This is a genomic window from Fodinibacter luteus, from assembly GCF_039541575.1.
Taxonomy (GTDB): domain Bacteria; phylum Actinomycetota; class Actinomycetes; order Actinomycetales; family Dermatophilaceae; genus Fodinibacter; species Fodinibacter luteus.
Genome location: NZ_BAABGM010000026.1, coordinates 44,109 through 59,033 on the forward strand (window position 1 = coordinate 44,109; position 14,925 = coordinate 59,033).

Genomic DNA, 14,925 nt, shown 5'->3' on the forward strand with positions numbered 1-14,925 from the left:
GCGACTGTACCAATGCCGCACACCGTCGAGAATAGAAACGATTTGGTCTCCCTATAGAAGCCTTATACAATCCCTATAGCACCGCCCCGGCGGGCGCCAACGCTTCCCCCATCCACGTCGGCCTGCCTCCACGATGCGCACGCAACCCGAGGACCCTGTTGAACGCCACCATCCGCGCCCTGCTCTCGAGCGGTGCGCTCGTCGCGAGCCTGAGCGCGTGCGCCACCGCGACCGAGGCAGCCAACGCGCTCACCACTGACACCTCGAGCAGGCCCACGGCGACCAGGGGCTCCGATGCCGACGGGTCGGCCGAGCCCGAGGTGGAGACCAGGACCTCCTTCGAGGTCGGGGAGGCCGCCGAGGTCGGGGACTGGGTCGTCACCGTCACGAAGGTCACCCGACTGACCCCCGGGCAGGTCAAGGCGTGGGACTCGTCGAACGACAGGCCCCGGGGGCAGTACGTCATGGCGCGCTATGCCGCCCAGTACGTCGGCCCCGAGCACACGGCCGACGTATCGAGCGAGCTCTCGTGGGCGTTCATCGGCTCCGACGGGCAGGTGCACGAGCCGGCACCGGTCAGGACGGCGGCCCATCCCGTGGATGCGCCCAGCGGGGTGGCCCCCGGTGGCACGGTCCAGCGGAAGGTGGTCTTCGACGTGCCGGTCGCGGCGGTCGAGGGCGGCGTGGTGACCGTCGAGGGTTACGACGAGCAATTCAACACCCTGTTCGCCGAGTTCGCCTTCTGAGGCTCGGCACCCTGGCAGCGCACGAGACCGGTCTCCGCGCCGCGTCACCGGGTGCCAGTGCGGGCGGACAGCCGGAAGCGGCCGTGGCTCGTACCGCGAGCCACGACCGCCGCCGACCGCGTCAGCGTCCCACGCCGGCCAGGGGGACCGTCCGAGGACTGTTGGACGCGTTGGTGGTGACCGTCAGGCTGCCGGTCACCGGTCCCGTTCCCTCGGGCCGGAAGCTCACCGACAGGCTGCAGGACCTACCGGCTGCGAGCGTCGCGGGGCAGTTGCCCAAGGTGGCGGTGAATGGCCCGGCCGTCGCCAACCCTGCAAGTGTCAACGTGAGAGCTCCGGGACCGTTGTTGGTGACCCTGACGTTCTGGGTCCGGGTCGAGCCGACGGCGCGACGACCGAAGTCGACGGTGGCCGGCAGGGTCATGGTCGGTCGGACGACCGGGGTCTGACCCTGGCCCGTCAGGGCGATCGCAGTCGGGGGCCCGCCTGCGTTGTGGGTGATCGTGAGGCTACCGGTGACCCCCGTGAGGGCCGTCGGGGTGAAGCCCACCTCGATGGTGCAGGTCCCGCCCGGTTCGACAGCCGCGCCGCAGCCGTTGGTGCCGATGGTGAACGGGGCCCCGGAGACCGCGACGTTGGTGACGTCGAGGTTCGCGCTCCCGGTGTTGCTCACGACGACGGGCATGGTGGCCGTCGCCCCGGTGTCCCTCAGCCCGAAGGCCAGGGTGGTCGCCGGCGAGAAGGAGGCCACGGGCGCGGGAGCGGTGATGGAGGACGTGGGCACCTCGGCGCCGCCGGAGAACCGGAGAGTCTCCACGTTGCTCACCGTGTCGACGCCGTCGGCCTGGGTACCACCGGTGTGGGCCACGGTGACCGTGTCGTCGTCGACCCGAGTGATCGTGTAGTTCGTGCGCACGTCGGAGAAGAGCGCCACGTCGACCGCGCCGGCGTTGTCCGGGGTCTGGATCTCCCGGACGATGCGCAGCTGACCCGGGTTGATCGTTCCGTTGATCATCCGGGCGGCAACGCCGGACAGCGTCTCGACGGTGTCGATTTGCGTGGTCGGCTCGGCCACGCCGCTGCGCACGCTGATGCGCACGTTGAGCTGCGCGTCACCGTCGATGACGTCGTCGCCACCGCGGCCCTCGATGAGGTCGGTGCCGCCACCACCCATGAGGACGTTGCCGCCGGTGAAGGTGGTCTCGCCACCCAGGACGGCGCTGAGACCCGTCACGCGTGCCGTGCCGTCGGCCGTGAGCTCGTGGCCCACCATCGCCGCGGCGTCACGGTCGTCACCGCGAAGGGTGTCGTTGAGGTTCCAGCCGGACAGCGCCTCGATGAGGTCGAACCTGTCCTTGTTCGTCTCGACACTCGGCGGGAGCAGACCGGTGAGGTCCAGGTCGGAGTCCGCCGCGACGGGGTCGCCGTCGTGCGTGGCGTAGTCGAACCCGAGCATGCCCTCGTTGCGCTGGATCCCAGGCCCGTTGAGCATGACGTCGTCGCCACCCTCGGCGTCGTTGTCGTTCTCGCCGCCGTACCCGATGAGGACGTCGTGGCCGGGCTCGTTCGGGTCGTCCTGGAACGGGGCGCCGTTGTCGCCCTGCAGCAGGTTGAACGCGCCGCCACCGGTGCCGTTGGTGTTCGCACCGTTCTCGAGCCAGTCGTCGCCGTCGTCGCCGAAGACGGTGTCGTCCTCCGGACCGCCGAGGACGTAGTCGTCGCCAGGTCCTGCGAACGCCTCTGCGAGGTCGTCGTGGTCGATGAAGTCGTTGCCACGACCGCCCTGGTTCAGGTCGCCCGCGAAACCCTGCCCGGAGGACAGCGTGTCGTTGCCGTCGCCGCCCTTGAGCGTGTCGTCACCGTTGGTGTCGAGCAGGATGTCGTCGCCGAGACCGCCGATGTGGTTGTCGTTGCCGTCTCCGCCCTGCATCCAGTCGTTGCCGTCGTTGCCGCGAATGGTGTCGTCACCCTCGCTCGACCAGACCCGGTTGTTCCCGGCCGTGCCGTTGAAGACGACGTGCTCCGCGCCGGGGTACCGGATGGTGCCGTCCGGCATCCGGGTGAGCATGGCCGCCTCGTCCCACGCCGTCGTCGTGTCGTCGGGGACGGGGCCTGAGGTTCCCAGGTTCGCCAGGTTGAAGACGAACGCGGGCCGCGAGAACGAGTCGGCCGGCAGGCCTTCGACGTCCGTGTTGCGCTGGATCAGCTCGGCGAACGAGTTGCCCTCGAGCTGCGTCAGCATGTTCAGGCCGGCGGTACGGGACAGGTAGTAGAACCGGTCGCCGAACTGCAGGTCCTCCATCTGCGACTCGAACACGTAGTTGAACGTCGTTCCGAGCAGGCCACCGAAGACGAACTGCTTCTCGGCCAGCCCACCGACCCAGAGGTCGATGCGGTCCACACCGGTGTTGGTCGTGTTGCCCGGGTCGACCCACGTGGTGTTGGCCACCGTGATCTCACCAGTGACGGGGTTGGTGACCTCGTGCGGCGCGCTGTTGAGGAACGCGTAGCTGTCGGCGGGACCGTTGTCCACGGTCTCGTCTCCCGGCGTGTTCGTGTCGTTGACGAGGACGCCGTCGGCGCCTGCCGGTCCGGCGAGGATCTTGGCCGCAGCCGCTCGCTTGGCGGCCAGGGTGGTCGCCCCCGTGATCGACGGGTGCGTGCCGTACGCGGCGATGAAGTTGTTCAGTGACTCCGGGTGCTTGATGCCGAAGCCGAAGTCGGCCCAGCTCTGGTATGGCGCCAGCGCGGAGTTGTTCGACGCCGCGTAGAACGAGCGCCGAGCAGCGTTGAGCGTCGGGATGCCGGTGTCACGGGCGCGGGCCATGTTCAGCGACGCGAGGTCGAGCGGCAGGCCGAGGAGCCGGTTGCGCAACGCCTCGGTGACGAACTCGTCGAGCTCGTTGCCGACCTGACGGGTCATGCCGCGCACGACGTCGCCGGCCGCCTGATCCGGTGTCCGGCCGTCCTCCATGAAGGACGGCGGGTTGAGGAAGGCGTCCAACAGGTCGATGTCGTCCCGGGTGCCGCCGGCGCTGACGCGGTCGACCGACTCGGTCAGCATCGAGTGCCCGAAGCGGTAGACCGCGTGGGCGAACTCGGCCTTGATGGCCGGCCTGATGCTGGTGTTGTAGCCGGTGCCACCTTCACCGAACAGCGCAACCATCGGCTGGACCTTGCGGATGAACTCCTCGAAGGCCAGGTGCTGGTACTGCATCTCGGTGACGAAGCGGGCGGCCTGGAACAGACGCTCGCCGTAGTCGTAGCCGCCGTCCCGGGCGGTGTAGCGGTTCGTCGCCTTCCAGTCCGCCTCCTCGGCGTCCGTGATGCCGCCGGCCACGTTGTCGGCGTTGGCGATCATCGAGTCGATCTCTGCGACGAGGCGGTTGTGCTCGGAGTGGAACACGTGGTGCACGGTGGTGAGGCCGATGTTCTCGTTGACCCGACCGTCGCCGGCGATGAAGTGCGCGTCGAGCATCTCGTCGTCGTACTCGTTGACGCACCCCGTCGGGAAGTCGGGCGCTTCGCACACGACCAGTCCGGGCGTCACGACGTCGTCCCCATCAGGCGTCGAGCCTGCCTTCGGAACAGCGTTGTGGGCGATGTCGTCGAGGAATGCGTGACCGGTCCTGGTCGCGCCCGTCGTCGGCACCGGCGTCGTGAGGTTGCCCTCGACCAGCCCATTGTCCGCGCTCTCGTCGACCGGAGTGTCCCCGTCGTCGACGAGGATGCCGTCGGCGCCCGGTGACCCCGGCACCACGAGCTGCGGAAGGCCGTTGCCCCCCCGCACGAAGCGGCCGTAGGGGTCGGTGAGGAGCAGCGGGATGCTCAGCGCGTCGGCGTCCGTGAGCGCGATGCCGAGCATGTCGTCGGCCTGGGTCTTCACGTCGGCCCAGGTCGCCATGCCGCCGCCGGGACCGGTGATAAGGCGACCGGTTGCGCGCGGCTGCACGATGTCCGGGTCGGCGTTCCCGTCCTCGTACGCCCGCAGGAAGACCTGGTGCGACGGGTGGGAGGTGTAGGTCTGGCTCTGGTCGACCCACGGGGAGGTCTGGTTGTTCGCCTCGTGGTCGCCGTCGTGGGTGGCGCGGGTCAGCACCATGAAGTTCGTCGGCGAACCCGCCTCGAACAGCGGGTCGTCTTCCTGGAGGGGCATGACGACAGTGCCGTTGCCGCCCTTGTTCACCAGGTCGAGGCCGTGGTCGAAGAACTGGCCGAACAGCGTGAACCAGGAGTTGTACGGCGCCGAGAGGCCGACGTCGGGCGCCACGTTCGGGATGAAGAACGCTCCGGACTCGGTGACCTCCGGGACCTCGCCGGCCGCGGCGACGGCCGCGGGGTTGGTCGCCTTCTGGTCGACGATGAGGTTGCTGATCACGCGCGGCTGGCTGTCGGTGACCGTGCCACCGTTGGAGTCGTAGGTGCTGCCGTTCTCCGCCGACTGGAGTGCCTTGGGCACCAGCCGCGGGAAGTTCTGGTCGGCGGAGCCGACCGTGACGTTGCCGGGGACGATGTTGTTGCACGTGCCGTCGATGAGGCGCAGCCCCCAGGGGAGCGTGTCGCCCACCTCGCCGCTCGGGATCTGGTCGGCACCGGTCCCTCGCATGGTTCCGCAGGGGTTCGCCGCCGTGTAGGTGTCGGCGTGCCGCTCTGCGATCTTGATCTGCTTGAGGATGAACCGTAGGTCGGACGCATTGAGGTTGAACCCCTGACCCACCGGCGCGACAGCCGCCGAGGCCGCCGTGAAGGACATCATGCCCAGCGAGGCCGCGGTGACCACCGCGGTGCCGGCTGCCAGCGCTCGAGTGCGCGCGCGCCTCCGGCGCCTTGCCCCCGGTCCTGTCCTGGAGCTACCGCTCACGGTGTCCTCGTGGCTGCGCCTGGCGAACGTTCTACTCATGGTGAAACCCCTGTCTGCACGGTGGTGTAGGTCACAGTGGCGGGCCGGTCTTCGACATACCTTTTGGATTCCTGCGACGCCGACCGTTGTCGGCATCGCCCTCCGGGCAGCGCCGGGTTCAGAACGTCAGGAGCACGCGGCCGATGAGCTCGTCGAGGCGGATGGCTCCGTACCTTCGCGAGTCGACCGACTCGGAACGGTTGTCCCCCAGCAAGAACGCGGCATCCGGTGGCACCGTGACCGGGCCGAAGTACGTCGAGTCGATCCTCGTGAGGTCGACCTGCGGCTCGTGCCGGACGATCCCGTCGACGACGAGTACGGCGTCCTCCAGAGCCACGGTCTGGCCGCCGAGCGCGACGACGCGCTTCACGACCAGCTCACGGTGCTCCGGGTCACGGAAGACGACGAGGTCACCGACCTCCGGCATCCGCCAGCGACCGGAGAGCTTGTCGACGAGCACGTGGTCACCTGCGGTGAGCGTGGGCTCCATGCTGACCGACGCGACCCGCAACGGTTCCAGCCCGACGAGGAGGAGCACGACGCCGGCGATGAGGACGGGGATCGCGATGCGCGCCCAGGGGCGCGGGCGGCGGGACGTCCGTTCGCCGGGCCCTGCCGGCGTGACCACTAGCCCAGTGCGCCGCTGAGCCGCAGGGCCCACAGGCCCGCGCCGGTGACGAGCAGCACGTTGACGGTCGTCCGCCGCAGTCGTGGCGGCAGCAGGGTCACGAGGAGGCAGACGACGACCAGCTCGGCGCCGGTGGCGGCAAGGTCGGCGGGCCCCACGCCCTCGGTGTGGGACCAGACATGGGACGTGATGTCCTCCGGCGGCTCGACCGGGAGCCCGGTGGTGCGGCTCACCACCCAGACGAGGACCACAGAAAGGTTGACGACGATTCCGGTGAGCGCGACGGGCCACGTGGGACGTCGCAGCACGAGGGCCGCAAGTGCCAGCTGGAAGCACCCGACGACGACGAAGAACGCCCCGTAGACCCACCACTCCTCGAGGTGCTCCGGCGTGACCGCGAGGTGGATGCCGCCGGCGAGGACCGAGGCAAGCGCGGCCCACTGCTGGACGCCGACGCCCACGGGACGGGTGGCCGTCCCCGGCCGGGGGGCGTCGGTCCGCGATGTGGTCGTCATGGCGACTCAGAACGCCGGGGCCGGGAGGGGCCTCGCCGGCGCTGTCGTGATCGGGTCGTAGCCACCCTCGCCCACGGAGAACTGGCCCATCATGTCGTGGTCCTCGTGCACGAGGTTGTGGCAGTGGATCATGTACCGGCCGGGGTGCGGACCGAACTGGGTGATGAGGCGGACGCGTTCGTTCTCTCCGACGTGGACGACGTCCTTGGCGCCGCGCTCGTGGGCGCGGGGAGCCACCCGCACCCCGTTCCGGTCGAACTCGCGGTCGAGGATCTTGAAGTCGATGAGGTGGATGTGCAATGGGTGGTGCCACCCCCCCGAGTCGTTGTGGATCTCCCACACCTCCACGGCGTTGAGCGCCGGGTTCGCGAGGGCCCGCGTGTAGGCACTGGCCTCGACGTCGGCCCAGGTCTCGCCGTTGATGGTCCACTGGCCGCCCTGGCGGACCAGGGCCATCGTCCTCGTGGGGGTGTCCGCCGTCGGGGTCAGCGCCATGATCGCGTTGTAGGGGCTCAGCACACTGGGAACCGAGTTCTTCGAGGTGGTGCTCGCCTTGGCGACGACGTCGAAGGCCATGACCTTGTCGGTGTGGGTGTAGTCGACGTTGTTCTTCGGGCTGATGTTGCGCAGGGTCACCCGGCGGCCGATCTTGTACTTCGCGAAGTCGATGACCACCTCGTACCGCTCGGCGTTGCCGTGCAGCAGGGTCGTCACCGGCTGTGGTGCCGCCATCAGGCCGGCGTCGGTGCCGATGACGACGAGCGGCTCACCACTGTCGAGCTGCCACCGGTAGGTCCGCGAGACGGACGCGTTGAGGATGCGGAAGCGGTACTTGCGCCGCTCGACCTTCATCACCGGCCACGGGCGGCCGTTGACGAGGACGACGTCGCCGAAGAACCCCGAGTGGTCGTCGTCGTCGTAGAGCAGCTGACCGTCGACGTCGAACATGGCGTCGGTGACGACGAGCGGCACGTCGTAGTACCCCTGGGGGATCGGGAGCCCCTGCTCGACCGCGTCGTGCATCCGGTACATCCCCGCCAGGCCCATGTAGACGTTCGGCGCGGTGTGGTGCACCCCGTGGTCGTGGTACCAGAGGGTCCGCGACCCCTGGAAGTTCGGGTAGCGGTAGTCCTTCCAGCTTCCGGGGTAGGTGACGTCGCTGGCGTACCCGTCGAACTGGGGCAGGGAGGCCGACCCGTGGAGGTGGGTCGAGGTGAAGGGTGTGTACCCCAGCGTCGGGTGGGAGGCAGGGAGCCGGTTGATCTGCCGGAGCACCACCTCCCGGCCCTGCTGGACGTCGATCGTGGGGCCCGGGAAGACACCGTCGTAGCCCCAGATCCGGGTCTGGCGGCCGGGGAGGATCTCGGCCGCCTGCTCGCGCATCGTCATCGAGTAGTAGTCCGTCGTGCCGACGGACGTGACCTTCGTGGCGACGGGGGGCTTCGAGAAGGGCGTGCTGAAGGGCGCCGGCAGGGCGGACTCGGCGATCCTGCTCTGGCCCGCCGCCAGCACGCTGCGCTCGAGCGGGATGAGCATCGCTCCCCCGGTGAGCATCCCGAACGTGAGCATCTCTCGCCTCGTCAGTGACATGGCCTCGCCTTTCCGTCGTCCGACGAGGCGAACGGTAGGAGGGCCTTCTTTGGAACTCCTTTTGGTCCCGGGGTCACCGACACCGGCATCCGCCGTTCGGCCCCCCCGACATCCCCCGTTCGGTCCCCCCCATTCTCGGCCCCCCCATTTCGGGATGGTCGGCCCGTCGGCACCGTGGTTCCCTGACGGGCAGACGCGAACCGGTGCAGGACGGGACAGGGGCAGTCGCATGGAGATCTCGATGTTCGGGCCGCTACTCGTGCGTGACGGGGAGCGGGTGCTCGGCCCTCGTGACCTCGGCGGCGCCAAGCCCCGCCAGGTCCTCGAGCTGCTGCTGCTCGCGCGCGGCCACCTGGTGTGCACCGAGATGATCGCGACGGCCCTGTGGCCCGAGGGTGAGGAGCCCCGGCACGTCGTCGCCACCCTCAACACCTACGTGTGCGTCCTGCGGCACAGCATGTTCGCCGACCAGACCCAGGCGCGACGGGTCATCGTCACCGAGCCCGGCGCCTACCGGCTCGCCCTCCACGAGGTCAGCCTCGACCTCGACCGCTTCGACGACCTCCTGCTCCGCGCCGACCGGGCGCCCCGACAGGAGCGGCTCGAGCTGCTCACCGCGGCGGTCGGGCTGGCCGGCGGACCGCTCCTCGAGCACGCCCGCTACGACGAGTGGGTCCAGGAGGACCGCCTCGTCTACGAGGACCGCACGACCCGCGCCCACCTCGACCTGGCCATCGACTGGCTCGCCGAGGGTGAGCGCACCACCAGCCTTCGCCACGCGGAGCTCGCCCTCGGCCGCGACCGGTACTCGGAGGAGGCGTACCGCCTCGTCATGCTGGCGAACCACGGCCTCGGACGCCACGACGCGGTGCGCCGGGCACTCAGCCGCTGCAGGGCCGTGCTCGACCGCGACCTGGGCGTCGGCTGCGGGCCCGAGACCGAGCTCATGGCTGCGGCGATCGACTCCCGCACACCGGAGGCGGACATCCTCGAGGCCTTCTATCCCGCACCTCCCTCGCGCCTCGCGGCAGCACCCGAGCGCTCCGTGGCCTGATCCCGCCGCCCCGACCCCGGTCCGACGAAGGCTCCGGGCTGCCCGTTCGGACTATGGACGAGCGCCCCCCGGCCCCCCCACAGTGGGTGTCACCGGGCAGGGAAGGTGTTGGTGGCGATGGTCTGCAGGGGCCTCAGGTCATTTGGTTGTTCTCGTCCAGGACGCCGTATGCGCAGCGCCGCGACCCACACGGGCCGCGGCTCATGATGAGCACCCTGCTCACGAACGGCAGCCTGCTCGCCGTCGAGGACGCGCCGCGGTCGTCGGAGCGTGCGAGGGTGCTCGTGGTCGACGACCACAGGACGTTCGCCGAGCTGCTGTCCCGGGCCCTGGACGCGGAACCCGACCTCGAGTGCGTCGGCCACGCCCAGACCTCCGGCGAGGCGTGCGACGCGGTGGCCCACCTGAACCCCGACCTGGTGCTCATGGACGTCCACCTTCCCGACCAGGACGGGATCGAGACCACTGCGAAGCTGGTCACCGCGCACCCCGACCTCCGGGTCCTCATCCTCACCGCACACGCGAGCGTCGCGGACATCCATCGCGCCGCGATCGCGGGTGCGTCGGGGTTCCTCGCGAAGGACGGTTCCCTGTCGGACCTGCTCGACGCGCTCCGGACGGCGCGCAGCGGAAGCCTCGTGCTCCCGGAGGACCTCATGGCCCGGCTGTCGGAGGTCGGGGCCGGTCCCCGGACGACGAGACAGTGGCACCTGACCCCACGGGAGCTGGAGGTGCTCAGGCTGCTCGGCCTGGGTCACGACCCCCGGGCGATCGCGAAGGAGCTCGGTGTCAGCCTGCACACGTGCCGCGACCACGTGAAGCGCGTGCTGGCGAAGCTCGGCGCGCACTCCCAGCTCGAGGCCGTCGTCGTCGCCGCGCGGACCGGTCTCATCCGGCTGGACGAATGACGACGTCCGGGGGCGGGTCGTGACGCGCTGGCCGCCCGGGCGTCGTGCGAGGGCCACCGGACCACCCCCTCCCCCTCGGGAGGCATTGCGCCGGGCACTGCAGTGGTACCTCGTGTGGAACCTCGTCGCACTCGTGTTCGTGGTGACGGGGGTGGTCCTCGTCAGCTGGGTCATCGCCCGCAACGAGACACTGCGGGATGCGGAGGTCACCGCGCGTGCCGTGGCCGAGTCGATCGTGGCGCCGCTGGCCGACAACGACTTCCACGCCCATGCCCCGGCTGCCATGGCCCGGATGAACGAGGCGCTCGAGAACCGCGCCCGCGACGGGTCGCTGAGCCACGTCAAGGTGTGGGCGGATGCCGGGAACGGGTTCGGCACCGTCCTCTGGTCCGACGAGCAACCGCTCATCGGGCGGACCTTCGAGCTCTCGGCCGCGGAGTACGCCGTCTTCGGTACCCGGGACACGGTGTCGGAGATCTCCGACCTCGAGAAGGAGGAGAACGAGCTGGAGCGCGGAGAGGGCCGGCTCGTCGAGGTCTACACCGGCACGAGGGACGCCTCGGGCGCCCCTCTTCTCTTCGAGGTCTACATCTCCGCCGCGCAGCTGCCGGAGGACGTGCGCGCCATGGTCGGCGTCATCCTCCCGCTGCCGATCGCCGCCGTCGTCACCCTGTCGCTGGCGACGCTGCCGCTCGCGATGTCGCTCGCGCACCGCGTCGACCGTGGGCAGCAGCAGATGCGAGCCATGCTCGTGAACGCCGCCGAGTCGTCCGACCTCGAGCGGCGGCGGATCGCCCAGGACCTGCACGACGGGGTCGTCCAGGACCTGGCGGGGATCGGCTACGCCCTGGACTCCGACGCCCGACACCTGCCCGAGGGAGGGGCGCTGCGCAGGCACCTGGAGCACACCGGAGAGATCCTGCGACGGGACCTGGCGGCCCTGCGCACGCTCATGACCGACATCTACCCTCCGGACCTGAGCACCAAGGGGCTGGCGGAGTCGGTCCGCGAGCTGGCGCACAGGGAGGACCTGCCTGCCGGCCTCGTCCGGGTCGAGGTGGAGGAGCCGCTGGACTCGAACCCTGTCACCGACCGGCTGGCCTTCCGGGCCATCCGGGAAGCCCTGCGCAATGCCGTCGAGCACGCCGACGCCTCGTCCGTCCTCATCCGCATGTGGCAGACCGACTCGTCGGTGGTCTTCGAGGTCGTGGACGACGGCGTCGGCTTCGACCCGACGCTCCCCGGCCCGGAGGGGCACTTCGGGATGCGCCTCATCTCGGAGATGGTGGGCAACGCCGGAGGCACGCTGCTCATCGACTCGTCGGTCGGAGGCGGCACCCGCGTGCGTGGCGAGCTGCCGCTCTGACGCTGCTGCCGGCGGGAGACCTGCGGCCGGGTCCGGACTCAGGCCTTCTCTGCCACCACGGCGAACTTGCGGACCCGTCGGTCCCGCAACCAGCAGCTCCAGAGGCGGTGGCTGGTGAGCAGGCCGTCCACGGCACTCGTCCCCTCCCCCCTCCCCACCAGGGGTCCGGCCGCGGCATACGTGCCGACCAGGGAGTCGACGCGGGCGTGGTGGGCGCTCGTGCAGTCGCCGTACCACCGGACGCGAAGGCCCGCGCTCTCCACGTCGGCCAGGAAGGCCGGCAGGGGCGTGAGCCAGACGGTCTCGGCGGCGGGCATGAGGTGCCGTTCCGCCTCGGTCAGGGGGAGCCCCTCCTCCACCGTGCAGGCGAACCGCCCACCCGTGGCGAGCGCCGAAGCGATCCCTCGCAGGAGGGCGCGCTTGTCACGGAACGCGAGCATCGTCTCCAGGAGGAGGACCACGTCGAACGGCCCCGGAGGGACCGGCGGGATCGTCCCGACGTCGAGGCGAGCCTCGATCCCCTCGCGTGCGGCCTGTCGACGCGCCCGGGCAATGGCCCGAGCGCTGGCGTCCACGCCGCGGTAGGTGCAGCCGAGGGAGCGGGTGACGAACAGCCCGGGACCGGCCTCGCCACAGCACAGGTCGAGGACGCGGGTGCCGGGACCGACAGCAGCGCGCCCGGCCAACGAGAGCACCTCACTGGCGCTCACGAAGCTCTCCTGCCCCACGAACTCGCCGGGAGGGAAGGCGACCCTGCGGGCCCGCCGGAGCACGCGGTCGACATGCTCGCGTTCGTCGACCGTCACGGCTCACCCGCTGCCGAGGCTCCCGGCCCGCGGGTGCCGAACGCCGTGAGGAAGCGGTCGCGGAAGGCGGCCATCGGCCAGACGACGGAGTCCTCGGCCGGCCTCAGGCCCGTCCGCCACCCCCACCCGGACGTGGCCGCGAGGACGTCGCGGTCCCTGGTCACGATGCTGACGGGCACGTCGCGGTTCCCGCCGAACCCGCTCACGACGGTCGACGGCTGGTGGTCACCGAGCACGATGAGGACGAGGTCGTCGTCGCCGTGCTGCTCGACGAAGGACAGCAGGCTCGTCAGGGAGTACGTGATGGACGTGCCGTACGCCGTCGGCACGGCGGCCCGGTCGCTCCAGAGCTCCGGCGCCGTCAGGGCCCCCGCACGAACGTCATCGAACACCGTCCCGTCGCCCAGTGCGGCCGGGTCGACCATCGTCGGCAGCGGGGCCCACGGGCCGTGGCTCGACGTGAGCACGATCTCGGCCATGACGCGAGGCCGGTCGCGCCGGGCCAGCTCCCGTTGCCCGAACGCCGCGAGCGCGAACTGGTCCGGAACGCGGGAGAACCCGAACCGCGGCCCGGAGTACCCGAGGGACGTCCCGTCGTACACCTCGTCGAACCGGTAGAAGTCACGTCCTTCCGGCCAGCTCCCCAGGGTCGAGGGCAGCACGGCCACCGTGCGCCAACCCGCCCGGGAGAATGCGGAGGTCAGCGTCGTGCGAGTGCTCGACAGGAGCCGGTCGTAGCGGTCCTGGTCGGTCACGCTCAGCCCTGACTGGAGCGTGGAGTGGGCGAGCCAGCTGCTGCCGCCGAACGTCGGTGAGGTGAGGTAGGCGCTCGCCGCCCGGTAGCCGGCGTCGTGCAGGCGAGCCGTTCCGGAGTCCAGCAGCGCTCTCACGGAGTCGAACCGGGGCTCCTCGAGTGCGACGCGGCCGTAGCTCTCGACGAAGACGACGAGAACGTCCTTGCCGCTCAGCGTGGACAGGTCACCGGATGCCGGGTCACGGAAGGTATCGGCCGCGACCGCCTGCTCGAAGACGTCCCGGTCGCGGTAGGCCTGCGTCGTGGCGCGGACCTTGCCGACGACGAAGGGCCCGGCCTCGGCGGCCGCGACCGGCGCACCCGGTGCGACCTGCAGCCCCGAGACCGCGAGCACCGCCCACGCCGCCGCGAGGCCGGCCACGGTTCCGGTGCTCGCGCGGCGGTGCCCGGCCAGGACCCCCGTGAGGCGGCCGATCGCCCAGGGGAGGCAGACGACGACCGCGCCCACGAGAAGGAGCGCGCCGAGCACGCCGCCCCCCGCCGCCCAGGCGCCCAGCGACTCCCTGACGAAGGCGACACCCGAGCCGAGCTGGCCGAGGTCGGTCACGACGTTGAACGGGCGGTCGAGCACCGCGAACGCCCCGAGGTCGAGCAGCTTGAGCACGGCGATCGTGCCGAGGAGCGCGCCCACGACGAGGGCCACGGCGCGCGACGACCGGGACGGCCCCGCCGACACGACGGCGGCCATGGCGGCCACGGCCACCGCCTCCACGGGCAGGCGCAGGAAGGACTCGGGTGTCAGCTGGTCGGGTCGCGCCGGCGCGAGCAGGGCGAACCACCCGAGCGCCACGGCCAGCACGCCGCCGACGGCGGCCGCGCCCGACCGCAGGGCCCGGCTCCCACGTCGCGGGGGAGCGAGCTCACGCCCCCGGCGCCACAGCCACGACACGTCTCGGCCGAACGACTCGGCGAGCAGGCCGAGGACGACCACGACGGCGACCACCGTCAGGGTGCGGGGCAGGACGTCGGCGACCGCCGCGGCGAGAACGATGCCCGTCGCCGCGGTCACGACCTTGCGCCAGTACCGGAACTCGAGCCGCCGACGCATCCAGGGCAGGACCCAGCCGGCGACGGCGAAGGCGTAGCGGGCCAGCCCCGCCGCAAGGACCCACCACCCGAGCGACGAGCCGGCGGCGATGCTGAGCACGAGGATGAGGAAGGCGTCGACCTCCCCGTCGAAACGCCCCCCGAACTGCGTGACCGTGCCGGTCCGCCGGGCCACCGGGCCGTCGACGGCATCGAGGACGAGGGCCGGCACCGCGAGAGCGAGAAGCGCCGGCGTCACGTCGTGCCCGAGCAACGACTCCGCGGTGAGGGCGGCGGCCCCGCAGGCGAGCAGGCCGCGACCGAACGTGACGAGGTCGGCGGGACCGAGCACCTGACGACCGCTGCGGCCCAGGCCGCGCACGAGCCAGCTCGTCAGCACGGTGCCGCACCCCACCCCGACGACCCAGCCGGCCCGGCCCAGGCCCGGCATCGCCGACAGCACCGCGAGCAGGACCACGAGCCCCGCCATCCCGGCCGTGGCCCACTGCCGCACGCCAGATGCCGCCGACCGTGCCGCCATCGGGCGGCTCACGGTGTCGCCGGTGGTCACG

10 protein-coding genes are annotated in these 14,925 nt (G+C 70.9%); 4 read left to right on the top strand and 6 right to left on the bottom strand.

All coding sequences use genetic code 11. The features are described from left to right. Positions 1-158 precede the first annotated feature (158 nt). Positions 159-746 carry a DUF4352 domain-containing protein gene (locus tag ABD899_RS17940; RefSeq protein ID WP_345208583.1) on the top strand — a complete coding sequence of 196 codons (588 nt, stop codon included), beginning with the start codon at positions 159-161 and terminating at the stop codon, positions 744-746. A gap of 121 nt (positions 747-867) precedes the next feature. On the opposite strand, the gene ABD899_RS17945 is transcribed toward ABD899_RS17940, so the two are convergent. From ABD899_RS17945 to ABD899_RS17960, 4 genes are all read right to left on the bottom strand, one after another. After that, positions 868-5,499: a peroxidase family protein gene (locus ABD899_RS17945; RefSeq protein WP_345208585.1), complete on the bottom strand. Its 4,632-nt coding sequence runs from the start codon at positions 5,497-5,499 to the stop codon at positions 868-870. A gap of 265 nt (positions 5,500-5,764) precedes the next feature. After that, positions 5,765-6,274 (bottom strand): signal peptidase I, encoded by a 510-nt coding sequence (lepB, locus tag ABD899_RS17950; protein WP_345208587.1) that lies wholly within the window; start codon positions 6,272-6,274, stop codon positions 5,765-5,767. Then, entirely contained in the window at positions 6,274-6,789 is a 516-nt protein-coding gene (locus ABD899_RS17955) for a hypothetical protein (RefSeq protein ID WP_345208589.1), read from the bottom strand. Before ABD899_RS17955 ends, lepB begins: the two co-directional genes overlap by 1 nt. 6 nt (positions 6,790-6,795) lie before the next feature. Next, positions 6,796-8,379 (bottom strand): multicopper oxidase family protein, encoded by a 1,584-nt coding sequence (locus tag ABD899_RS17960; RefSeq protein WP_345208591.1) that lies wholly within the window; start codon positions 8,377-8,379, stop codon positions 6,796-6,798. Positions 8,380-8,608: 229 nt separating this feature from the next. Between ABD899_RS17960 and ABD899_RS17965 the strand changes: the two genes are divergently transcribed. From ABD899_RS17965 to ABD899_RS17975, 3 genes are all read left to right on the top strand, one after another. Then, positions 8,609-9,433, top strand: coding sequence for an AfsR/SARP family transcriptional regulator (locus ABD899_RS17965; protein WP_345208593.1), 825 nt, complete (start codon positions 8,609-8,611; stop codon positions 9,431-9,433). A gap of 206 nt (positions 9,434-9,639) precedes the next feature. Then, positions 9,640-10,341 (top strand): response regulator, encoded by a 702-nt coding sequence (locus tag ABD899_RS17970; RefSeq protein WP_345208595.1) that lies wholly within the window; start codon positions 9,640-9,642, stop codon positions 10,339-10,341. Between the two features lie 112 nt (positions 10,342-10,453). Beyond that, a complete protein-coding gene (locus tag ABD899_RS17975; RefSeq protein ID WP_345208597.1) occupies positions 10,454-11,707 on the top strand; it encodes a sensor histidine kinase in 1,254 nt (417 codons plus the stop codon). 38 nt (positions 11,708-11,745) lie between these two features. On the opposite strand, the gene ABD899_RS17980 is transcribed toward ABD899_RS17975, so the two are convergent. Then, complete coding sequence (locus ABD899_RS17980) at positions 11,746-12,417, bottom strand: class I SAM-dependent methyltransferase (RefSeq protein ID WP_345208599.1); 672 nt, start codon at positions 12,415-12,417, stop codon at positions 11,746-11,748. 92 nt (positions 12,418-12,509) lie between these two features. Beyond that, positions 12,510-14,924 carry a CDP-alcohol phosphatidyltransferase family protein gene (locus ABD899_RS17985; protein WP_345208601.1) on the bottom strand — a complete coding sequence of 805 codons (2,415 nt, stop codon included), beginning with the start codon at positions 14,922-14,924 and terminating at the stop codon, positions 12,510-12,512. Position 14,925 lies beyond the last annotated feature (1 nt).

Coding starts and splice junctions, on each gene's coding strand:
- ABD899_RS17945 (WP_345208585.1), bottom strand. CDS start 5,499: ATGTCCTTCACGGCGGCCTCGGCGGCTGTCGCGCCGGTGGGTCAGGGG.
- ABD899_RS17955 (WP_345208589.1), bottom strand. CDS start 6,789: ATGACGACCACATCGCGGACCGACGCCCCCCGGCCGGGGACGGCCACC.
- ABD899_RS17960 (WP_345208591.1), bottom strand. CDS start 8,379: ATGTCACTGACGAGGCGAGAGATGCTCACGTTCGGGATGCTCACCGGG.
- ABD899_RS17965 (WP_345208593.1), top strand. CDS start 8,609: ATGGAGATCTCGATGTTCGGGCCGCTACTCGTGCGTGACGGGGAGCGG.
- ABD899_RS17970 (WP_345208595.1), top strand. CDS start 9,640: ATGAGCACCCTGCTCACGAACGGCAGCCTGCTCGCCGTCGAGGACGCG.